This is a genomic window from Mesorhizobium vachelliae, assembly GCF_033977325.1.
GTDB classification, from domain to species: domain Bacteria; phylum Pseudomonadota; class Alphaproteobacteria; order Rhizobiales; family Rhizobiaceae; genus Mesorhizobium; species Mesorhizobium vachelliae.
The window spans coordinates 342182-357684 of record NZ_JAVIIR010000003.1; the positions used below are offsets into that span (position 1 = coordinate 342182).

At 65.1% G+C, this 15503-nt stretch carries 16 protein-coding genes; 10 read left to right on the forward strand and 6 right to left on the reverse strand.

Features of this window, described 5'->3' with window-relative positions:
* The first annotated feature begins 106 nt into the window (after positions 1-106).
* The 4 genes from RFM41_RS08580 to RFM41_RS08595 are packed head-to-tail and all read left to right on the forward strand — an operon-like array spanning position 107 to position 4563.
* On the forward strand, positions 107-1123 hold the full coding sequence (locus RFM41_RS08580; protein WP_320247515.1) for an ABC transporter substrate-binding protein: 1017 nt from the start codon (positions 107-109) through the stop codon (positions 1121-1123).
* Between the two features lie 46 nt (positions 1124-1169).
* Positions 1170-2633, forward strand: coding sequence for a sugar ABC transporter ATP-binding protein (locus tag RFM41_RS08585; protein WP_320247513.1), 1464 nt, complete (start codon positions 1170-1172; stop codon positions 2631-2633).
* A gap of 1 nt (position 2634) precedes the next feature.
* A complete protein-coding gene (locus tag RFM41_RS08590; RefSeq protein ID WP_320247511.1) occupies positions 2635-3612 on the forward strand; it encodes an ABC transporter permease in 978 nt (325 codons plus the stop codon).
* A 3-nt stretch (positions 3613-3615) separates the two neighbouring features.
* A complete protein-coding gene (locus tag RFM41_RS08595) occupies positions 3616-4563 on the forward strand; it encodes an ABC transporter permease (protein ID WP_320247509.1) in 948 nt (315 codons plus the stop codon).
* 36 nt (positions 4564-4599) lie between these two features.
* Here RFM41_RS08595 and ppa read toward each other — a convergent pair whose 3' ends face one another.
* From ppa to RFM41_RS08620, 5 genes are all read right to left on the reverse strand, one after another.
* Complete coding sequence (gene ppa, locus RFM41_RS08600; RefSeq protein WP_112128634.1) at positions 4600-5133, reverse strand: inorganic diphosphatase; 534 nt, start codon at positions 5131-5133, stop codon at positions 4600-4602.
* A gap of 138 nt (positions 5134-5271) precedes the next feature.
* Positions 5272-5778 carry a GNAT family N-acetyltransferase gene (locus RFM41_RS08605; RefSeq protein ID WP_320247506.1) on the reverse strand — a complete coding sequence of 169 codons (507 nt, stop codon included), beginning with the start codon at positions 5776-5778 and terminating at the stop codon, positions 5272-5274.
* A 148-nt stretch (positions 5779-5926) separates the two neighbouring features.
* Positions 5927-6565 (reverse strand): TPM domain-containing protein, encoded by a 639-nt coding sequence (locus tag RFM41_RS08610; protein ID WP_320247504.1) that lies wholly within the window; start codon positions 6563-6565, stop codon positions 5927-5929.
* A 6-nt stretch (positions 6566-6571) separates the two neighbouring features.
* Positions 6572-7465: a TPM domain-containing protein gene (locus RFM41_RS08615; RefSeq protein WP_430691514.1), complete on the reverse strand. Its 894-nt coding sequence runs from the start codon at positions 7463-7465 to the stop codon at positions 6572-6574.
* 166 nt (positions 7466-7631) lie between these two features.
* On the reverse strand, positions 7632-8279 hold the full coding sequence (locus RFM41_RS08620; RefSeq protein ID WP_320247502.1) for a LemA family protein: 648 nt from the start codon (positions 8277-8279) through the stop codon (positions 7632-7634).
* A 241-nt stretch (positions 8280-8520) separates the two neighbouring features.
* On the opposite strand from RFM41_RS08620, the gene RFM41_RS08625 reads away from it, so the two are divergent.
* From RFM41_RS08625 to RFM41_RS08650, 6 genes are all read left to right on the forward strand, one after another.
* Positions 8521-8772 (forward strand): hypothetical protein, encoded by a 252-nt coding sequence (locus RFM41_RS08625; protein ID WP_320247500.1) that lies wholly within the window; start codon positions 8521-8523, stop codon positions 8770-8772.
* 26 nt (positions 8773-8798) lie between these two features.
* Complete coding sequence (gene pdxY / locus RFM41_RS08630; protein WP_320247498.1) at positions 8799-9683, forward strand: pyridoxal kinase PdxY; 885 nt, start codon at positions 8799-8801, stop codon at positions 9681-9683.
* Positions 9680-10447: a DUF429 domain-containing protein gene (locus RFM41_RS08635; RefSeq protein ID WP_320247496.1), complete on the forward strand. Its 768-nt coding sequence runs from the start codon at positions 9680-9682 to the stop codon at positions 10445-10447. The genes pdxY and RFM41_RS08635 overlap by 4 nt, the downstream gene beginning before the upstream one ends.
* A gap of 144 nt (positions 10448-10591) precedes the next feature.
* Complete coding sequence (locus RFM41_RS08640; protein WP_320247494.1) at positions 10592-11233, forward strand: carbonic anhydrase; 642 nt, start codon at positions 10592-10594, stop codon at positions 11231-11233.
* Between the two features lie 10 nt (positions 11234-11243).
* The gene (locus RFM41_RS08645) at positions 11244-11660 is read left to right on the forward strand and encodes a nuclear transport factor 2 family protein (RefSeq protein WP_320247492.1); all 417 of its coding nucleotides are present in this window, start codon (positions 11244-11246) and stop codon (positions 11658-11660) included.
* Between the two features lie 94 nt (positions 11661-11754).
* The gene (locus RFM41_RS08650; RefSeq protein WP_320247490.1) at positions 11755-13803 is read left to right on the forward strand and encodes a M3 family metallopeptidase; all 2049 of its coding nucleotides are present in this window, start codon (positions 11755-11757) and stop codon (positions 13801-13803) included.
* 117 nt (positions 13804-13920) lie between these two features.
* Here the strand turns inward: RFM41_RS08650 and RFM41_RS08655 are convergent, their stop codons facing one another.
* Positions 13921-15465: a M81 family metallopeptidase gene (locus tag RFM41_RS08655; RefSeq protein ID WP_320247488.1), complete on the reverse strand. Its 1545-nt coding sequence runs from the start codon at positions 15463-15465 to the stop codon at positions 13921-13923.
* Between the last annotated feature and the right edge of the window lie 38 nt (positions 15466-15503).

Sequence of the window (15503 nt, forward strand, 5' to 3'; positions counted from 1 at the left end):
CAGTTGACAGCTTGCCGTTCCTCTGAATTTGTCTGACAATAGATAAAAAACAGGGAATTCGCGTTACGACCATCCGTCAAGACCAGCAAACTCGGGAGGAACCGACATGAAGAAACTGCTCGTATTGGGTGCATTCGCGGCTATGCTCGCCTCGGGCACCGCGCTTGCCGACACCAGCGGCAAGAAGATCGCCTTTTCCAACAATTATGCCGGCAATTCGTGGCGCCAGGCGATGCTCGACAGCTACGGCATCGTCACCAAGAAAGCGGTCGACGACAAGATCGTCGGCGCGGCGGATGTCTTCACCACCGCCGACAAGGAAGTGCCAACCCAGGCCGCGCAGGTGCAGAACCTGATCCTGCAGGGCTATGACGCCATCGTCATCAACGCCGCCTCGCCCGATGCGCTGAACGGCGCCATCAAGCAGGCCTGCGACGCCGGCATCACCGTCGTCTCCTTCGACGGCACCGTGACCGAGCCTTGCGCCTACCGCGTCGTCGTCGACTTCAAGGACATGGGCAAGCAGGAAGTCGAGCAGATGGCCAAATTCCAGCCCAAGGGCGGCAATCTGCTGGAAATCCGCGGTCTCGCTGGCACATCGATCGACGATGCCATCCATGCCGGCATCCTCGAGGGTGTCGCCGCGCATCCCGAGTTCAAGATCGTCGGCTCGGTGACCGGCGACTGGGACCAGACCACGGCGCAGAAGGCGGTGGCGACCATCCTGCCGTCGCTGCCTGACGTCGTCGGTATCGTCGACCAGGGCGGCGACGGCTATGGCGCCGCGCAAGCCTTCGCCGCCGCCGGCAAGCCGCGTCCGACCATTATCATGGGCAACCGCCAGGACGAGCTGAAGTGGTGGAAGGAGCAGAAGGAGAAGGACGGCTACAAGACCTGGTCGGCCTCGATCGCGCCCGGCGTGTCGACGCTCGCCTTCTGGGTGGCGCAGCAGGTGCTCGATGGCCGCAAGGACATCCCACACGACCTTCTGGTGCCCTATCTGGCCTTCACCCAGGATGATTTTGAGGCCGCGCTGCCGAAGATCAAAGAAGGTGGTGTGGCCACCCACGAATACACGCAGGAAGACGCCATCGCGGCCATCAAGGCCAACATCAAGCAATAGCTGTGGGCGCGTTGCCGCCCGCATCGCCAACCGGGTAGAGTTGAGGATGCTCCAGGCTATTGCGGATATCGTCAGACTGGACGGCGCCGAAAAACATTTCGGCGCCGTTCGGGCGCTTAACGGCGTCGACTTCCATGTCGGCGCCGGCGAATGCGTCGGGCTGGTCGGGCATAATGGCGCCGGCAAGTCGACGCTCATGCATATGGTGGCCGGCACGCTGCGGCCGGATGGCGGGCAAATCGCCGTGCGCGGCAATCAGGAGGCGAGCTATTCGGTGGCGCGGGCGCTTGAGCTCGGCATACGCTGCGTGTTCCAGGAACTGTCGCTCTGCCCCAATCTCAGCGTCGCCGAGAACACGCGCATCAACCATCCCTCGCTCGCCGGCTTCGGCTGGCGGCGCAGAGCCGCCGATCTCATCTGCGCCAAGCTCGACGAGATCTTCCCGGACCACGGCATTTCGGCGGACGACATTGCCGGCGATCTCTCGATCGGCAGGCGGCAGATGGTCGAGGTGGCGCGCGCCTTCACGCTGACCCGCGAGCCGCTGCATCTGGTCATCCTCGACGAGCCGACCTCCTCGCTCGATGCGCATACGGCGGGCCAACTGCTGTCCTTCGTGCGTCGCTTCGTCGAGCAAGGCGGCAGCTGCATCCTGATCTCGCATGTGCTGGGCGAGGTGCTGCAGAACGCCGACCGTATCGTGGTGATGCGCGACGGCAAGGTGGTCGCGGCTGATGCCGCCAGCGCTTTTGATCGCGACAAGCTCGTCGCCGCCATGGGCGGCGCCGAGGGGCATCAGAAGGCCGCTGCCGAAGCCCGGAAGACCGAGGCAGGCGCGCTGCGGGTCAGGGCGCGTCCGGCGCGGCAACAGGACGACAAGGAGCTCGTCGCCCGTGCCGGCGAGATCATCGGGCTCGCAGGCCTTGCAGGCCATGGCCAGACCGACCTGCTCCTGGCGATCTTCTCGGCCGCCTCTCGCGCCAAAGCCGGCATCGAGGTCACCGCGCCCGTGGCGCTGGTCGCTGGCGACCGCCAGTCGGACGGCATCTTTTCGCAATGGTCGATCGCCCAGAACATCGGCATCCGCTCGCTGGCCAGGCTGCGCAACGGGTTGCTGATCTCGCCCCAGCGCGAGGCCGAGCTCGCCGAATTCTGGAAGCAGAAGATCGGCATCCGCACGCCGGACATGAACAACAACATCTATTCGCTGTCGGGCGGCAACCAGCAGAAGGCTTTGTTTGCCCGCGCGCTCGGCTCCGACGCGGAGATCGTGCTGATGGACGACCCGATGCGCGGCGTCGACATCGGCACCAAACTCGAAGTCTACGACCTCCTGCGCGAGGAGGCCGCCAAGGGCCGAACCTTCCTCTGGTACACCACCGAAACCGAAGAGCTCGACAATTGCGACCATGTCTACGTCTTCAAGAACGGCCGCATCGTCGCCAATCTCGGGCGCGACGAGCTGACGGAGGAAAAGATCATCCAGTCCTCGTTCGGCGATGCGGCCTGAGATGACCGCGATCGTTCCCGGCACGCTCCCGAAATCCTCGCCGCGCGGCAGCGCAGCCAGGGCGCGCCTGCTGCGCGGCCTTCTTCCCGCTTTGTCGCTGGCGCTGGTGCTGATCGCGATTGCCTGGCTCAACCCGCGCGCCATCAGCTATTTCGGCTTCAATTTGATGCTGAACCTGGCGATCCCGATCGCGCTGGCGACGATCGCGCAGATGTTCGTCATCGCCGGCAATGAGCTCGATCTGTCGATAGGGACATTCGTCGGCTTCGTCGGCTGCGTCACCGCGACCTGGCTCAGGGACGCTCCGCTGCTGGGCGTCGTCGTGCTGCTGGGCTCGATCGGCGTCTATGCACTGCTCGGCGCGCTGATCCACCTGCGCAACCTGCCCTCGATCGTCGTTACGCTCGGCATGAGCTTCGTCTGGCAGGGGCTTGCCATCCTCGTCCTGCCCAAGCCCGGCGGCAAGGCGCCGGACTGGCTGCTTGCGATCATGTCCTTCAAGCCGCCCTACATCCCGTTCCCGATCCTTGCCGCGCTGCTGATCGCCGCGGTCGTGCATTTCGGCCTGATGCGCACCTCCTATGGCGTCATCCTGCGCGGTTCGGGCGGCAACGCCGCGGCGCTGCGGCGCGCTGGCTGGTCGCTGCTTCGCACCAAGATCGTGCTGTTCGCGCTGACCGGCCTGTTCGGCGTGCTTTCCGGCATGGCGCTGATTGGCATCACCACCTCGGCCGACGCCAATATCGGCAACGGCTACACACTGCTTTCGATCGCCGGCGTCATTCTCGGCGGCGGCGAGTTCGTAGGCGGGCGCGTGTCGCCGATCGGCGCGGTCATCGGCGCGCTGACGCTGGCTTTGGCGGCCTCGCCGCTGCTCACCTTCATGCACATCCCGCCCGACTGGCAGGTAGCCGCCAATGGCGCGATCCTGATCATCGTGCTGGCGGCGCGGGTGCTGATCAGCCGCAGGGAGAGGTGAGCGATGACCTCGGTGCGGACGCTGCTCGAAAAACCCTGGATCTGGTCCTTCGCCGGCGCGCTCGTCGTTTGGGTGGCGACGATCGCCTTCACGGGCGGCTATGGCGCCGGCGGCATGGTCACGGCGGCGCTGTCGCTTGCCGTCTTCACCGTCATCGTCGGCGTCGGCCAGATGTTCGTCATCACGCTGGGACCGGGCAATGTCGACCTGTCGCTGCCGGCCAATATCGGGCTGGCAAGCGCGGTCGCGATGAAGGTGATGGGCGGCAGCGATTCCATGATCGTCGTCGGGCTGCTTGCCGCGCTCGCCTGCGGCGCCGCGATCGGTGCCATCAACTATCTCCTGATCTGGGCGCTGCGCATCCCGCCGATCATCGCCACGCTGTCGGCGAGTTTCATCATCCAGTCGGTCGACATCAGCTATGGCCGCGGCCTGCAGATCAAGCCGCCGCCGGGCTTCGCCGACTTCACCAACTGGCAGGTGCTGGGCATTCCGGTGCTGGCTATGCTGACGGTGGTCTTCACCGTTGGCGCAGCGCTTGCGCTCCAGCGCATGATCTACGGCCGCTCGGTGCTGGCCATCGGCCAGAACATCCGCGCCGCCTGGCTCGCAGGCGTCCATGTCGGCCGCATCCGCTTCCTCACCTATACGCTGTGCGGGGCGCTTGGCGGCATCGACGGCGCGCTGCTTGCCGGCTATTTCCGCGGCGCCAATGTCGATATCGGCAACGAATATCTGCTCGCCTCGATCGCGGTCGTGGTCATCGGCGGCACGTCGGTCGCCGGCGGCAAGGCCAATGTGCCCGGCGTCTGGGGCGCCGGCCTGTTCCTGGTGCTCCTGCTCACCATGCTCAACACATTCGGCGTCAGCGCCGGCGTGCGGCTGGTGCTGACCGGGCTGATCATCGTCGGCGTCATCACGGCGGCCGGCGGCGAGAAGGCCGTTCGCTAAAGCTAACGGTCTTCCGTCAGGGAATGCGTTAAAGCCTTACTTAGCCGCCTTGGCCCGCGCGATCGCGTCGACGATCATCTTCTTGGCGTATTTGGAATCGTGCCAGCCCTCGATCTTGACCCATTTGCCGGGCTCGAGGTCCTTGTAGTGCTCGAAGAAGTGCTGGACCTGTTGGCGCGTGATCTCAGGCAAATGCGTGTATTCGGTCACGTTCTCGTAGCGCAGCGTCAGCTTGGGCGAGGGAACGGCGATCACCTTCTCGTCCTGGCCGGCATTGTCTTCCATGATCAGGACGCCGATCGGCCGCACGTTGATGACGCAGCCGGGCACCAGCGCGCGCGTGTTGCAGACCAGGACGTCGATCGGATCGCCGTCGCCTGACAGCGTGTGCGGCACGAAGCCGTAATTGCCGGGATAACGCATGGAGGTGTGCAGGAAGCGGTCGACGAACAGCGTGCCGGCCTCCTTGTCCATCTCGTATTTGATCGGCTCGCCGCCGATCGGCACCTCGATGATGACGTTGACGTCGTCAGGCGGGTTCTTTCCGGTTGGTACGGCTTCGATACGCATGGCTAAAATCCCTCTCTCGATTGCAAGACCGATAGCGGGCGAAGCGTCATGGTGCAATGCGTCGAATGGCACTGAACGCTAATGGAAGCGCACAGTTTGTGATGGATTGTAACCTGGCGCAGGCGCCCGGCGATTCGGTCATTCCCAGACGAAGGCGACCTTCTTCAGCGCCTTCTGCTCGAAGACCTCGACGCCTTCGGCTACGTCGCGGCCGCCATTGCCGGCATAGAAGGCCAGGGCGTTGTGGTTGTCTTCCAGCGCCCATACAACCAAGCCGCGCAGGCCGTGGTCGGCAAGGCGGGCCTTGGCCGCCTTGAACAGCCGGCTGCCGAGCCCGATGCCCTGATATTCCGGGCGCAGATAGAGCTCGTAGATCTCGCCCTGCTGGCGGAGCTCGCGGGCGCGGTTCTTGCCGATCGTGGCATAGCCGGCGACCGTTCCGCCGATCTCGACCACCAGCACGGTGGCGGCGCGGCGAATCGCGTTGGCCCACCAGTCGACGCCGCGGCGGTTGATCATCGAGGTCAGGGTGCGGTGCGGGATGATGCCGGAATAGGCACCGCGCCAGGCCTGCTGGTGCACCTCGGCGATGGCGCTCGCGTCGCGCGGTTCGGCTTTCCTGATGTCGATCGTCAGCGTGTTCATGATTTGTTAACCATAGACCCGCTTCGCACGATTGCAAAGAGTCCGCTCTGTCGCGCCCGCGCTTTCGCACAGGCGAACCTGCCCGCATCGGAAGCATGGAAAACTGCTCGACAGGCCCCCAGCGTCGCGGATTTATGGACAGGTTCGGTCAGATTTCGACGAGGTGGTCGTCGAGCTCGTTGGTGTCCCCTTCGGTGACCGGGAAATGCTCGGCGAGCACCGCGCCGACCGATTCGATCGCCGTGACGAAACCATGCGCCAGCCGGTCGTCGCCGGCATGCTTCGTCAGGTCGCGCACCACGCCGTCCCAGACATGCTGGCCGACCTTGGCATCGATACCGGAGTCGGCGACGACCTCGGCATAGCGCTCGGCGATGGAGACGAAGATGAGCACGCCGGTGCGCGCCTGGGTGCGGTGGACGTTGCGGGCCAGGAACTGCTTCACCGCATTGGCGTGCGCGGCCTGATAGCGCAGCCTTCTCGGCACGAAATGGATGCGTAAGGCGGGCAGGAACCAGAGCAGTGCGAGCACCGAGGCCAACGCCAGCACTTGCGCCAGCACGAAATGCGGCAGCCGGATGGACAGCCACCAGGCCTCCAGCCCGTAGGCGACGGCGAGGCTGGCGATGGATAGGCCGATCGTCATCGTGAAAGCGGCCGGAAAGAAATAGCCGTCGCTCGAATGGGCGACGACGCAGTAGATCTCGCCGTCGGTCTTCAACTCGGCCGTCCGGATCGCATCGGCGATACGGTCATGGTCCTCGGTGCTGATCGATCGCGTTGCCATGGTGCCTCACCAGCTTCCCGAAGAGCCGCCACCGCCGGACGAGCCGCCGCCGCCGGAAAATCCGCCACCTCCCGACGACCAGCCACCGCCGCCCGACGACCAGCCGCCGCCCCCGGAAGACCAGCCGCCCGAGGAGGAGCGCCTGCTCTGGTCGAAGGTCATGCCGAGCCAGCGATAGCGGCCGGGGCCGATCTTCTGGCCGAAGATTGGCGGCAGCACGGTCAGCGCGATGCTGCCGAACATGATCAGCAGCCAGATGCCGATGAAGACGGCGAAGAACAGGTCGTCGGAGTTGAGCGGTGCCTGCTCGTTGCGCTTGCCGCGCGCCTCCAATTCCTCGGGATTGCCCTCCAGCACCATGATCATGTCGTCGACGGCCTTGCTGATGCCGCCGGAGAAATCGCCGGCGCGGAAGGCCGGCACCATGTCGTTCTCGATGATCAGCTTGGTGTGCAGGTCGGTCAGCGTGCCTTCCAGCCCGTAGCCGACCTCGATGCGCATCTTGCGGTCGTTGGGCGCCACCAGCAGCAGCACGCCATTGTTTTCCTTGGCCTGGCCGAGCTTCCAGAAGCGGAACAGCCGGTTGGCGTAAGGCTCGATCTCCTCGCCGCCGAGGCTGGGGATGGTGGCGACGACGATCTGGTCCGAGCCCTTGGTCTCGAAGTCGGCGAGCTTCTGGGTCAGCGCCGCGCGCGTGCCGGCATCGATGATGCCGGCATTGTCGACGACACGGCCGGTGAGGGCGGGAAGGTCGGCGGCGAGGGCGAAGACGGGGAAGAGGAGGGCGGCAAGAAGGCCAAGCAATGAGAGGTAAACGCGAGGCACCCCCCTCTGGCCTGCCCGTCCTTCGCTTCGGCTGCGCCGCAGCTTCGGAGGGTAAACCGGACATCTCCCCCTCAAGGGGGGAGATTGGACATCACCTTGGCCTTCGCCAATCTCCATCGCTGCAAGGGGAGCGCCGCGGACGGCACAGCCAATCTCCCCCCTAGAAGGGGGGATGTCCGGCAGGACAGAGGGGGGCGCGAAGGAACGCAAAGTTGGTAAGCTCGTAAAACTAATTTGCCGCTCAACCGCCCTGCTTGGTCGTGCTGGTGCCGAAATCGACCTTTGGCACCTGCATCTTGTCTTCGTCGACGGTGAAGTTGGCGAAGGGCTGGTTGCCGCGGAACCAGAAGGTCGCCCACAGCACGGACGGGAAGGTCTTCAGCGTCAGATTGTAGTCCCTGACCGCCTGGATGTAGTCGCGCCGGGCAACGGCGATGCGGTTCTCGGTGCCTTCGAGCTGCGCCTGCAGCGCGAGGAAGTTCTGGTTGGCCTTGAGGTCGGGATAGGCTTCCGACACCGCGATCAGCCGCGACAGCGCGCTGGTCAGCCCGGCCTGGGCATCCTGGAACTTCTTCAGCGCTTCGGGGTCCTTCAGCGTGTCCGGCGTCACCGTGATCTGCGTCGCCTTGGCGCGCGCCTCGACCACGGCATCGAGCGTGTCCTTCTCATGCGAGGCGTAGCCCTTGACCGTCTCGACCAGGTTCGGGATCAGGTCGGAGCGGCGCTGATACTGGTTGAGCACCTCGCTCCAGGCCGCATGGGCGTTCTCCTCGGCCGTCGGGATGGTGTTGTAGCCGCAGCCGGCAAGCAGCGGCAGCACAAAAGCCATCATCAGCAAGGCGGGCAGGCTGCGGAAGGGGGAGGGTAGTGAGAGGCGCTCGGTGATCATGATTGGTCCCTCGACAGAAGTTGCATGCGAAGCATTACCACAATCCACGCGTAAGAAAATGTCCGGCGGATGACACCGAACCGGCTCAGCCGCGAACCACTGTGAATACTTGCGCGAACAGCAATCTGTCCTTTTGTTTGACGCAATTCCGGTCGGAGGACTACGGCGAAGTCGCCGAACCTAACCCCTTCGCACTTTTCCTGGAATTGCTCTAAGGTCCGGGCAGGAAAGGGCAATTGCCATGGCCAAGCGCCAGGACGACGAGACCGAATCGCGCCGCATCCTCGAACGCGTGGCGCGCGAGACTGCGCCGGGCGGAGTGTCGTTCATAACCCGCACGGCGAAGGACGCGCGCGACCATATAACCGCCGCCGACGCCGACCGCGCCGATCCTATCGAATATTGGGGAACCCGCATTGGCCGAACGCTCGGCTTCGTCATTGCCATTGGGCTATTGGTCTGGCTGGTGTATGCCGCCACGCGTGGTGGCTAGGATGGGGCGGCTAGGAACAGATTTCCATGAGTGCAGAAAAAACCGACGCGCCGCGCGCGGTCATCGTCATCTCCAGCCATGTCGCCCGCGGCTCGGTCGGCAACCGAGCGGCGGTGTTTGCGCTGGAGACGCTTGGCTTCCCGGTCTGGGCGGTGCCCACCGTCATCCTGCCCTGGCATCCGGGGCACAGCCGGGCAACGCGCATCGTGCCGCCGCTCGACCAGTTCAAGGCGCTGATGGCCGATCTCGAGCGCGCGCCGTGGCTCGGCGAGGTCAGGGCCGTGCTTTCGGGCTATCTCGGCGAGGCGGGCCAGGCGGAGGCGGTTGCCTCGCTGGTCGCCGCCGTCAAGGAAAAGACGCCGAACGCGCTTTACGTCTGCGATCCGGTGATGGGCGATTCCGGCGGGCTCTACGTGCCCGAGTCGACCGCTATAGCCATGCGCGACAAATTGATGCCGATCGCGGATATCGCCACTCCCAACCGCTATGAGCTGGAATGGATGGCGGGGGCTCCGCTACCCGACATCAAGGCAGTGACGGCGGCCGCGCTTCATGCCGGGCCTTCGACCATGCTGGTGACCTCGGCGCCGGCGATGATGACCGGCGGCACCGGCAATTTCCTGCTCGACGGCAGCCAGGCGCTGCTGGCTGAGCACCGCGTGATCGAGAGGCCGCCGAACGGGCTGGGCGACCTGACGGCCGCGGTCTATCTGGCACGCGTTCTCTCCGGTCAGGCGCCGGTCAAGGCGCTGCAATCGACCACCGCCGCCGTCTACGAGATCCTCGCCCGCACAGCCAAGCGCGGCGGCGACGAGCTGCAGCTCGAAACCGACGCGCAGAGCCTTTCGCACCCGATGGCGATGGTGCAGCTGCGCCATCTGCTCCATCCGGGGCGGGACAAGCGGGCGTGAAGCCAGCCGGCCATTCGCTGGCCGGCGTCGACGGCTGCAAGGCCGGCTGGATCGCCGTCCACCGCGAAGCGGACGCCGCGCCATCGGTCTCGGTCTTTCCGAGCTTCCAGGCGCTGCTCGACGCGCTGCCCGATGCCACCATCGCCGTCGACATGCCGATCGGCCTGCCGGATCTTTCGCGCAAGGGGGGCCGCGGGCCGGAAGCGCTGGTGCGGCCGCTGCTTAAGGCGCGGCAATCGAGCGTGTTCGCCATCCCGTCGCGGGCGGCGCTTTACGCCGACACCAGCGACTTCACCACGATCGAGGCCTGGTATGCGGCGCACCGGCGTGCAAGCGCCGTGGCGATGGAGACCTCCGACCCGCCGCGCGGCGTTTCCATCCAGGCTTTCGGCATTTTCTCGAAGATCCGCGAGATCGACGCTTTGCTGATCGCAAAGCCGGATTTGCGCGGCCGGGTCTTCGAATCGCACCCGGAAGTGGCGTTCTGCCGGTTGAACGATGGCATGGCGATGGCCCTGCCGAAGAAGATCAAGGGCGCGGTCAATCCGGCCGGCATGGAGGAGCGCAAGGCGTTGCTTTGCCGGCATGGCTACGAAAAAGCCTTCCTCGATCAGGCGCCGCCACGGGGCGCGGCGAGCGACGACTTCCTCGACGCGGCGGCGATGATGCTGATTGCCGGGCGTATCGCCGGCGGTGAGGCGCGGCCTTCGCCCGATCCGCCGCTGGTCGACCGTTTCGGCATCCCGGTCGCCATCTGGGCCTGACGCGAATCATCGGTTTTGGCGCCTTACGCATGGCTTTGTCGCCAGCGCCGACAATTCTGCATTGCTCACTCTGGGCTTTTGCCGCTACAGGCATTCCGTTCGCACGACCTTGCCGCCTCAAACCCGGAAAGGCTTCAGCCGCCCATGCCGCATTTGCCCGAGCATCTGATCACCGGCTACCGCAACTTCATGAATGGCCGCTATCCCGCAGAGAGCGGGCGTTACCGCTCGCTGGCGCGCGAGGGCCAGGCGCCGGAGACGATGATCGTCGCCTGCTGCGATTCGCGCTCCGCCCCGGAAGCGATCTTCGACGCCGGGCCAGGCGAGCTCTTCGTGCTGCGCAATGTCGGCAATCTGGTGCCGCCCTACGAGCCGGACGGCGAGTACCACTCGACCTCGGCCGCGCTCGAATTCGCCGTGCAGAGCCTGAAAGTCAAGAACATCGTGGTGATGGGTCACGGCCGCTGCGGCGGTATCCGCGCCGCGCTCGACACCAATTCGGCGCCGCTGTCGCCTGGCGACTTCATCGGCAAATGGATGAGCCTGATCGCGCCGGCCGCCGAGACGGTGGCCGCCAGCACGATGATGACGGCAACCGAGCGCCAGACCGCGCTGGAGCGTATTTCGATCCGCTATTCCATCGCCAATCTCAAGACCTTTCCCTGTGTCTCGATCCTCGAGGGCAAGGGCAAGCTCACGCTCTATGGCGCGTGGTTCGACATCTCGACCGGGGAGCTGTGGGTGATGAACAAGGAAACCGGCGATTTCGAGCGGCCCGAGCTGTAAGGGCGGGGTGATGCAGCAGAGCTGGCGGAGCTTCTTTCTCGCGGCGGGGCTGCTGTTGTCCACGCTCGCCCGCGCCAGCGCCGATGACGGCGCCATCATCGACCGCTGGTATTCGGCGCTGCTGGTCGCCGACCGCACCGAATTGTCCGACCTGCTTTCCGACGACGTGCGCATGAAGCTCGACGATATCGGGGTGGTCCAGACCAAGCAGGATTTCATCGCCTCGATCGACGAATGGCAGGGCGCGGTCGCGGGCGCGGCGATCCGCCATCGCATCGAAAAAAGCGAGAAGGGCGAGACCACGGTGCTCGCCTGCTACGATTTCCCCAGCAACGATACGCTGATGCGCGAGACCTTCACCGTAGCCGGCGGCCGCATCACCGCCAGCACCCAGACGGCGGTGGCGCAGGACTGCAGCGCCTACTAATCATCCCAGAGCGACCCGAGTTGCGCGATGGCTGGCATCGCCCTACATCCGGGACAACCTGCCCTCTCTCAAATCATCCCTGTTGGATCCGCCCATGTCAAAAACCGTCGACCTCGCCGCCCATCCGCTGACCGTCTGGCAAGGGCCGCTCGGCCTGCCGGATTTCTCGCGCATCGGCGACAATGATTTCGGGCCGGTCTTTGACGCAGCGCTTGCGGCGCATCAGGCCGAGATCGACACGATCGCCGGCAACAGCGAGACGCCGACTGTCGAGAACACGCTGGCGGCGCTCGAACTGGCGGGCGATGCCCTCGACCGTGTCTCGTCGATCTTCTGGTGCCGCGCCGGCGCCCACACCAATGACACGATCCAGGCGATGGAGCGCGAGGTTTCGCCGAAGATGTCGCGGCATTTCTCGGCGATCTCGATGAACGAGAAACTGTTTGCTCGCATCGACGACCTCTATCAGCGCCGCGACAGCTTGAAGCTCGATCCTGAGACGCTGCGCGTCTTGGAAAAGACCTGGAAGGGTTTTGTCCGGTCGGGCGCCAAGCTTGATGCCGAGGGCAAGAAGCGGCTCGCCGCGATCAACGAGGAGCTCTCCTCGCTCGGCACCAAGTTCGGCCAGAATGTGCTAGCCGACGAGCGCGACTGGGCATTGTTTCTCGACGAAGCCGATCTTGCCGGCCTGCCCGATTTCCTGAAGAGCGCCATGGCGGAAGCGGCCGAGATGCGCGGTCAGAAGGGCCGCTATGCAGTGACGCTGTCGCGCTCAATCTACGAGCCGTTCTCAACCTTCTCCGAGCGCCGCGACTTGCGCGAAGTCGCGTTCAAAGCCTTCACCATGCGCGGCCAAAACGGCGGCGCCTCCGACAACACCGATGTGGTGCGCGACATGCTGAAGCTGCGCGCCGAGAAGGCGAAGCTGCTTCGCTACGATTCTTTCGCGGCGCTGAAGCTGGACGACACGATGGCGAAGACGCCGAAGGCCGTGCACGACCTGCTCGACCCCGTGTGGGAAAAGGCGCTGGAAAAAGCGGCCGCCGACCAGAAGGAACTGGAGCGGCTTGCGGCGGAAGCCGGCAGCAACGAGAAATTCGCGGCTTGGGACTGGCGCTTCTACCAGGAGAAGCTGCGCGCCGAGAAATTCGCTTTCGACGAGGCGGAGCTGAAGCCGTACCTGCAGCTCGAGCGCGTCATCGAGGCCTGCTTCGACGTCGCCACGAAACTGTTCGGCATCAGTTTCGAGGAGAAGAAGGGCATCACGGTTTGGCATCCGGATGCCCGCGCGTTCGTTGTGAAGAATGCCGACGGCAGCGAGCGCGGCCTGTTCCTGGCCGATTATTTCGCGCGGCCCTCAAAACGCTCCGGCGCCTGGATGAGCGCGCTGCAGTCCGGCTACAAGCTCGGCCAAGGCGCCAGGCCGGTCATCTATAACATCATGAACTTCGCCAAGCCGCCGGCCGGCGAGGCAGCGCTTCTGTCGGTCGACGAGGCAAAGACGCTGTTCCACGAGTTCGGCCATGCGCTGCACGGCATGCTGACCGACGTGACCTGGCCGTCGGTTTCCGGGACTTCGGTCAGCCGCGACTTCGTCGAATTGCCCTCGCAGCTCTACGAGCACTGGCTGACGGTGCCGGCGGTGCTGGAAAAGCATGCGCTGCACGTCAAGACGGGCAAGCCGATGCCTAAGGCGCTGCTCGACAAGATGCTCGCCGCCCGCACCTTCGGCGCCGGCTTCGCGACGGTCGAGTTCACCGCCTCGGCGCTGATCGACATGGCCTATCATGCCCGACCGGACGCGCCCGCCGAGCCGCTTCGCTACGAGGCCGAGACGTTGGAAAAGCTCGCTATGCCCGACACGATCGCAATGCGCCACCGCACCCCGCATTTCGGCCATGTCTTCGCCGGCGACGGATATTCAGCCGGCTATTATTCCTACATGTGGTCGGAAGTGCTGGACGCGGATGCGTTCTCCGCCTTCGAGGAGACCGGCGATGCCTTCAATCCCGAGCTCGCCGAGCGGCTGAAGAAGAACATCTACGCCGCGGGTGGGTCGAAGGATCCGGAAGAGCTATATACGGCGTTCCGCGGCAAGATGCCTTCGCCGGAGGCGATGATGGTGAAGCGCGGGCTGGTGTGATTGGCTGATCTCCCCCCTTGTGGGGGAGATGGCCGGCAGGCCAGAGGGGGGCGCTGTCCCGCCGACGTCTCAGTCCGTCTTAGTCGCTCCGACACTTTCGGTTGGCGGTTACCCAAGCTAAGCGAGGTCGCGATCCTTCGCGCCCCCCTCTGCCCTGCCGGGCATCTCCCCCACATGGGGGGAGATTGGCAGTTTCCACGGATCCTTTACCCTCGGCCAAATAGCCCGGTTCAGCTTCCTGTAATCCGTCACCGCCGGGTTGCTGGGATAAGAGCTCGGCGCCGTCACATAGATGATCTCGGCGGCGATCGGCGCGAAGCCGGCGTAGAAATGGTTGGTCGACTTGACCAGCAGCACGTCCTTGCCCATCGGATCGATGCCGATGTTAGAAAAAATGTCCGGTTCGAAGGTCTGGGTGCGGTTGGTGTTGAGGATGACGTCGACCTCGGTGCCTTCGATGCGCACCACCGCCGACGGCCCCAGTGTCACCCGGCTCGGCCCGAAGCTTTGCCAACCCTCGTTGGTCGTCTTCAGCACCGTGGCGCGGGCATCGATCGGCTCGCCGGCCTGAGGTCCGGCCTTGCCGCCGAAGCGCAGGTCGATGACGGCGCCTTCGCCGGCCGCGTGGCAGAAGGTGACCGCGATCGGGTCCCAGATCGTCGCCACGCCGATCTTGCTCACGCCGCGCTTGAGCAGCTCGCGCAGCACGATCGTGCCGTCGCCGGGCACGCCGCCGCCCGGATTGTCCCAGATGTCGGCGATCACCGCCGGTTTGTCCTTGCGCTCCGCGCGCACGGCCAGCGCCCGCTCGATGCCGGCCGAGGCGGAGAGCATCGTCATCGCCGTCTTTTCGCGCATGCCGTAGAGCTCGCAGCCCAGCGTCTCGGCGAGTTTATCGCCTCTCGCCTTGTCGTTGTCGGTGACGACCAGGATGCGGGTGCCCATTTCGGGCACGTCGGCGGCCATGAAGCCGTGGATAACCGAGACCGACAGCACGCCGTCCTTGCCATGCAGCGCCTTGATCCTGTCGACGAAGGAGCGCATCGGCTCGCGGCTGGTGGGCAGCACCTGGATCATGCGGCAGTCGAAGGTCGATATCACCGGCTTGACCTCGCCGCGCGCCGCGGCAAGGCCGAGCTCGACGACATGCTCGCCGCGCTCGTAGAAATCGGTGTGCGGGAATTCGAGGAAATAGGCCATGACATCGCAGGCCGCCACGCGCTTCGGCGTCAGATGGCTGTGCGGATCGAATTCCGAGGCGATCACCACTTTCGGGCCGACGATGGCGCGCACGCGCTCCAGGAGATCGCCTTCGCAATCGTCATAGCCCTGCGCCACCATCGCGCCATGCAGGCCGAGAATGACGGCGTCGACCGGCAGGGCGGCCTTGAGCTGATCGAGGATCTCGTCGCGCAGCGCCTCATAGGTCTGCCGCTGCACCAGGCCGCCGGGCTCCGCCCAGGTGGCCGTGCCTTCGATGACGGTCAGCCCCTCCTTGGCCGCGCGCTTGCGCAGGGCGACGATCGGCGAGGAGCAGAGCGTCGGCGTCTCCGGATGTTTTCCCGGGCCGGCGTAAAACGCCATCTCGAACGAGGCCCGGTCGGTCGGCACCGGCGAGAAGGTGTTGGTTTCCGTCGCCAGCGAGGCGGTGAAGACGCGCATGAACGCTCCTTGGACTTCTGTTTTTCGCAATTCCGGAC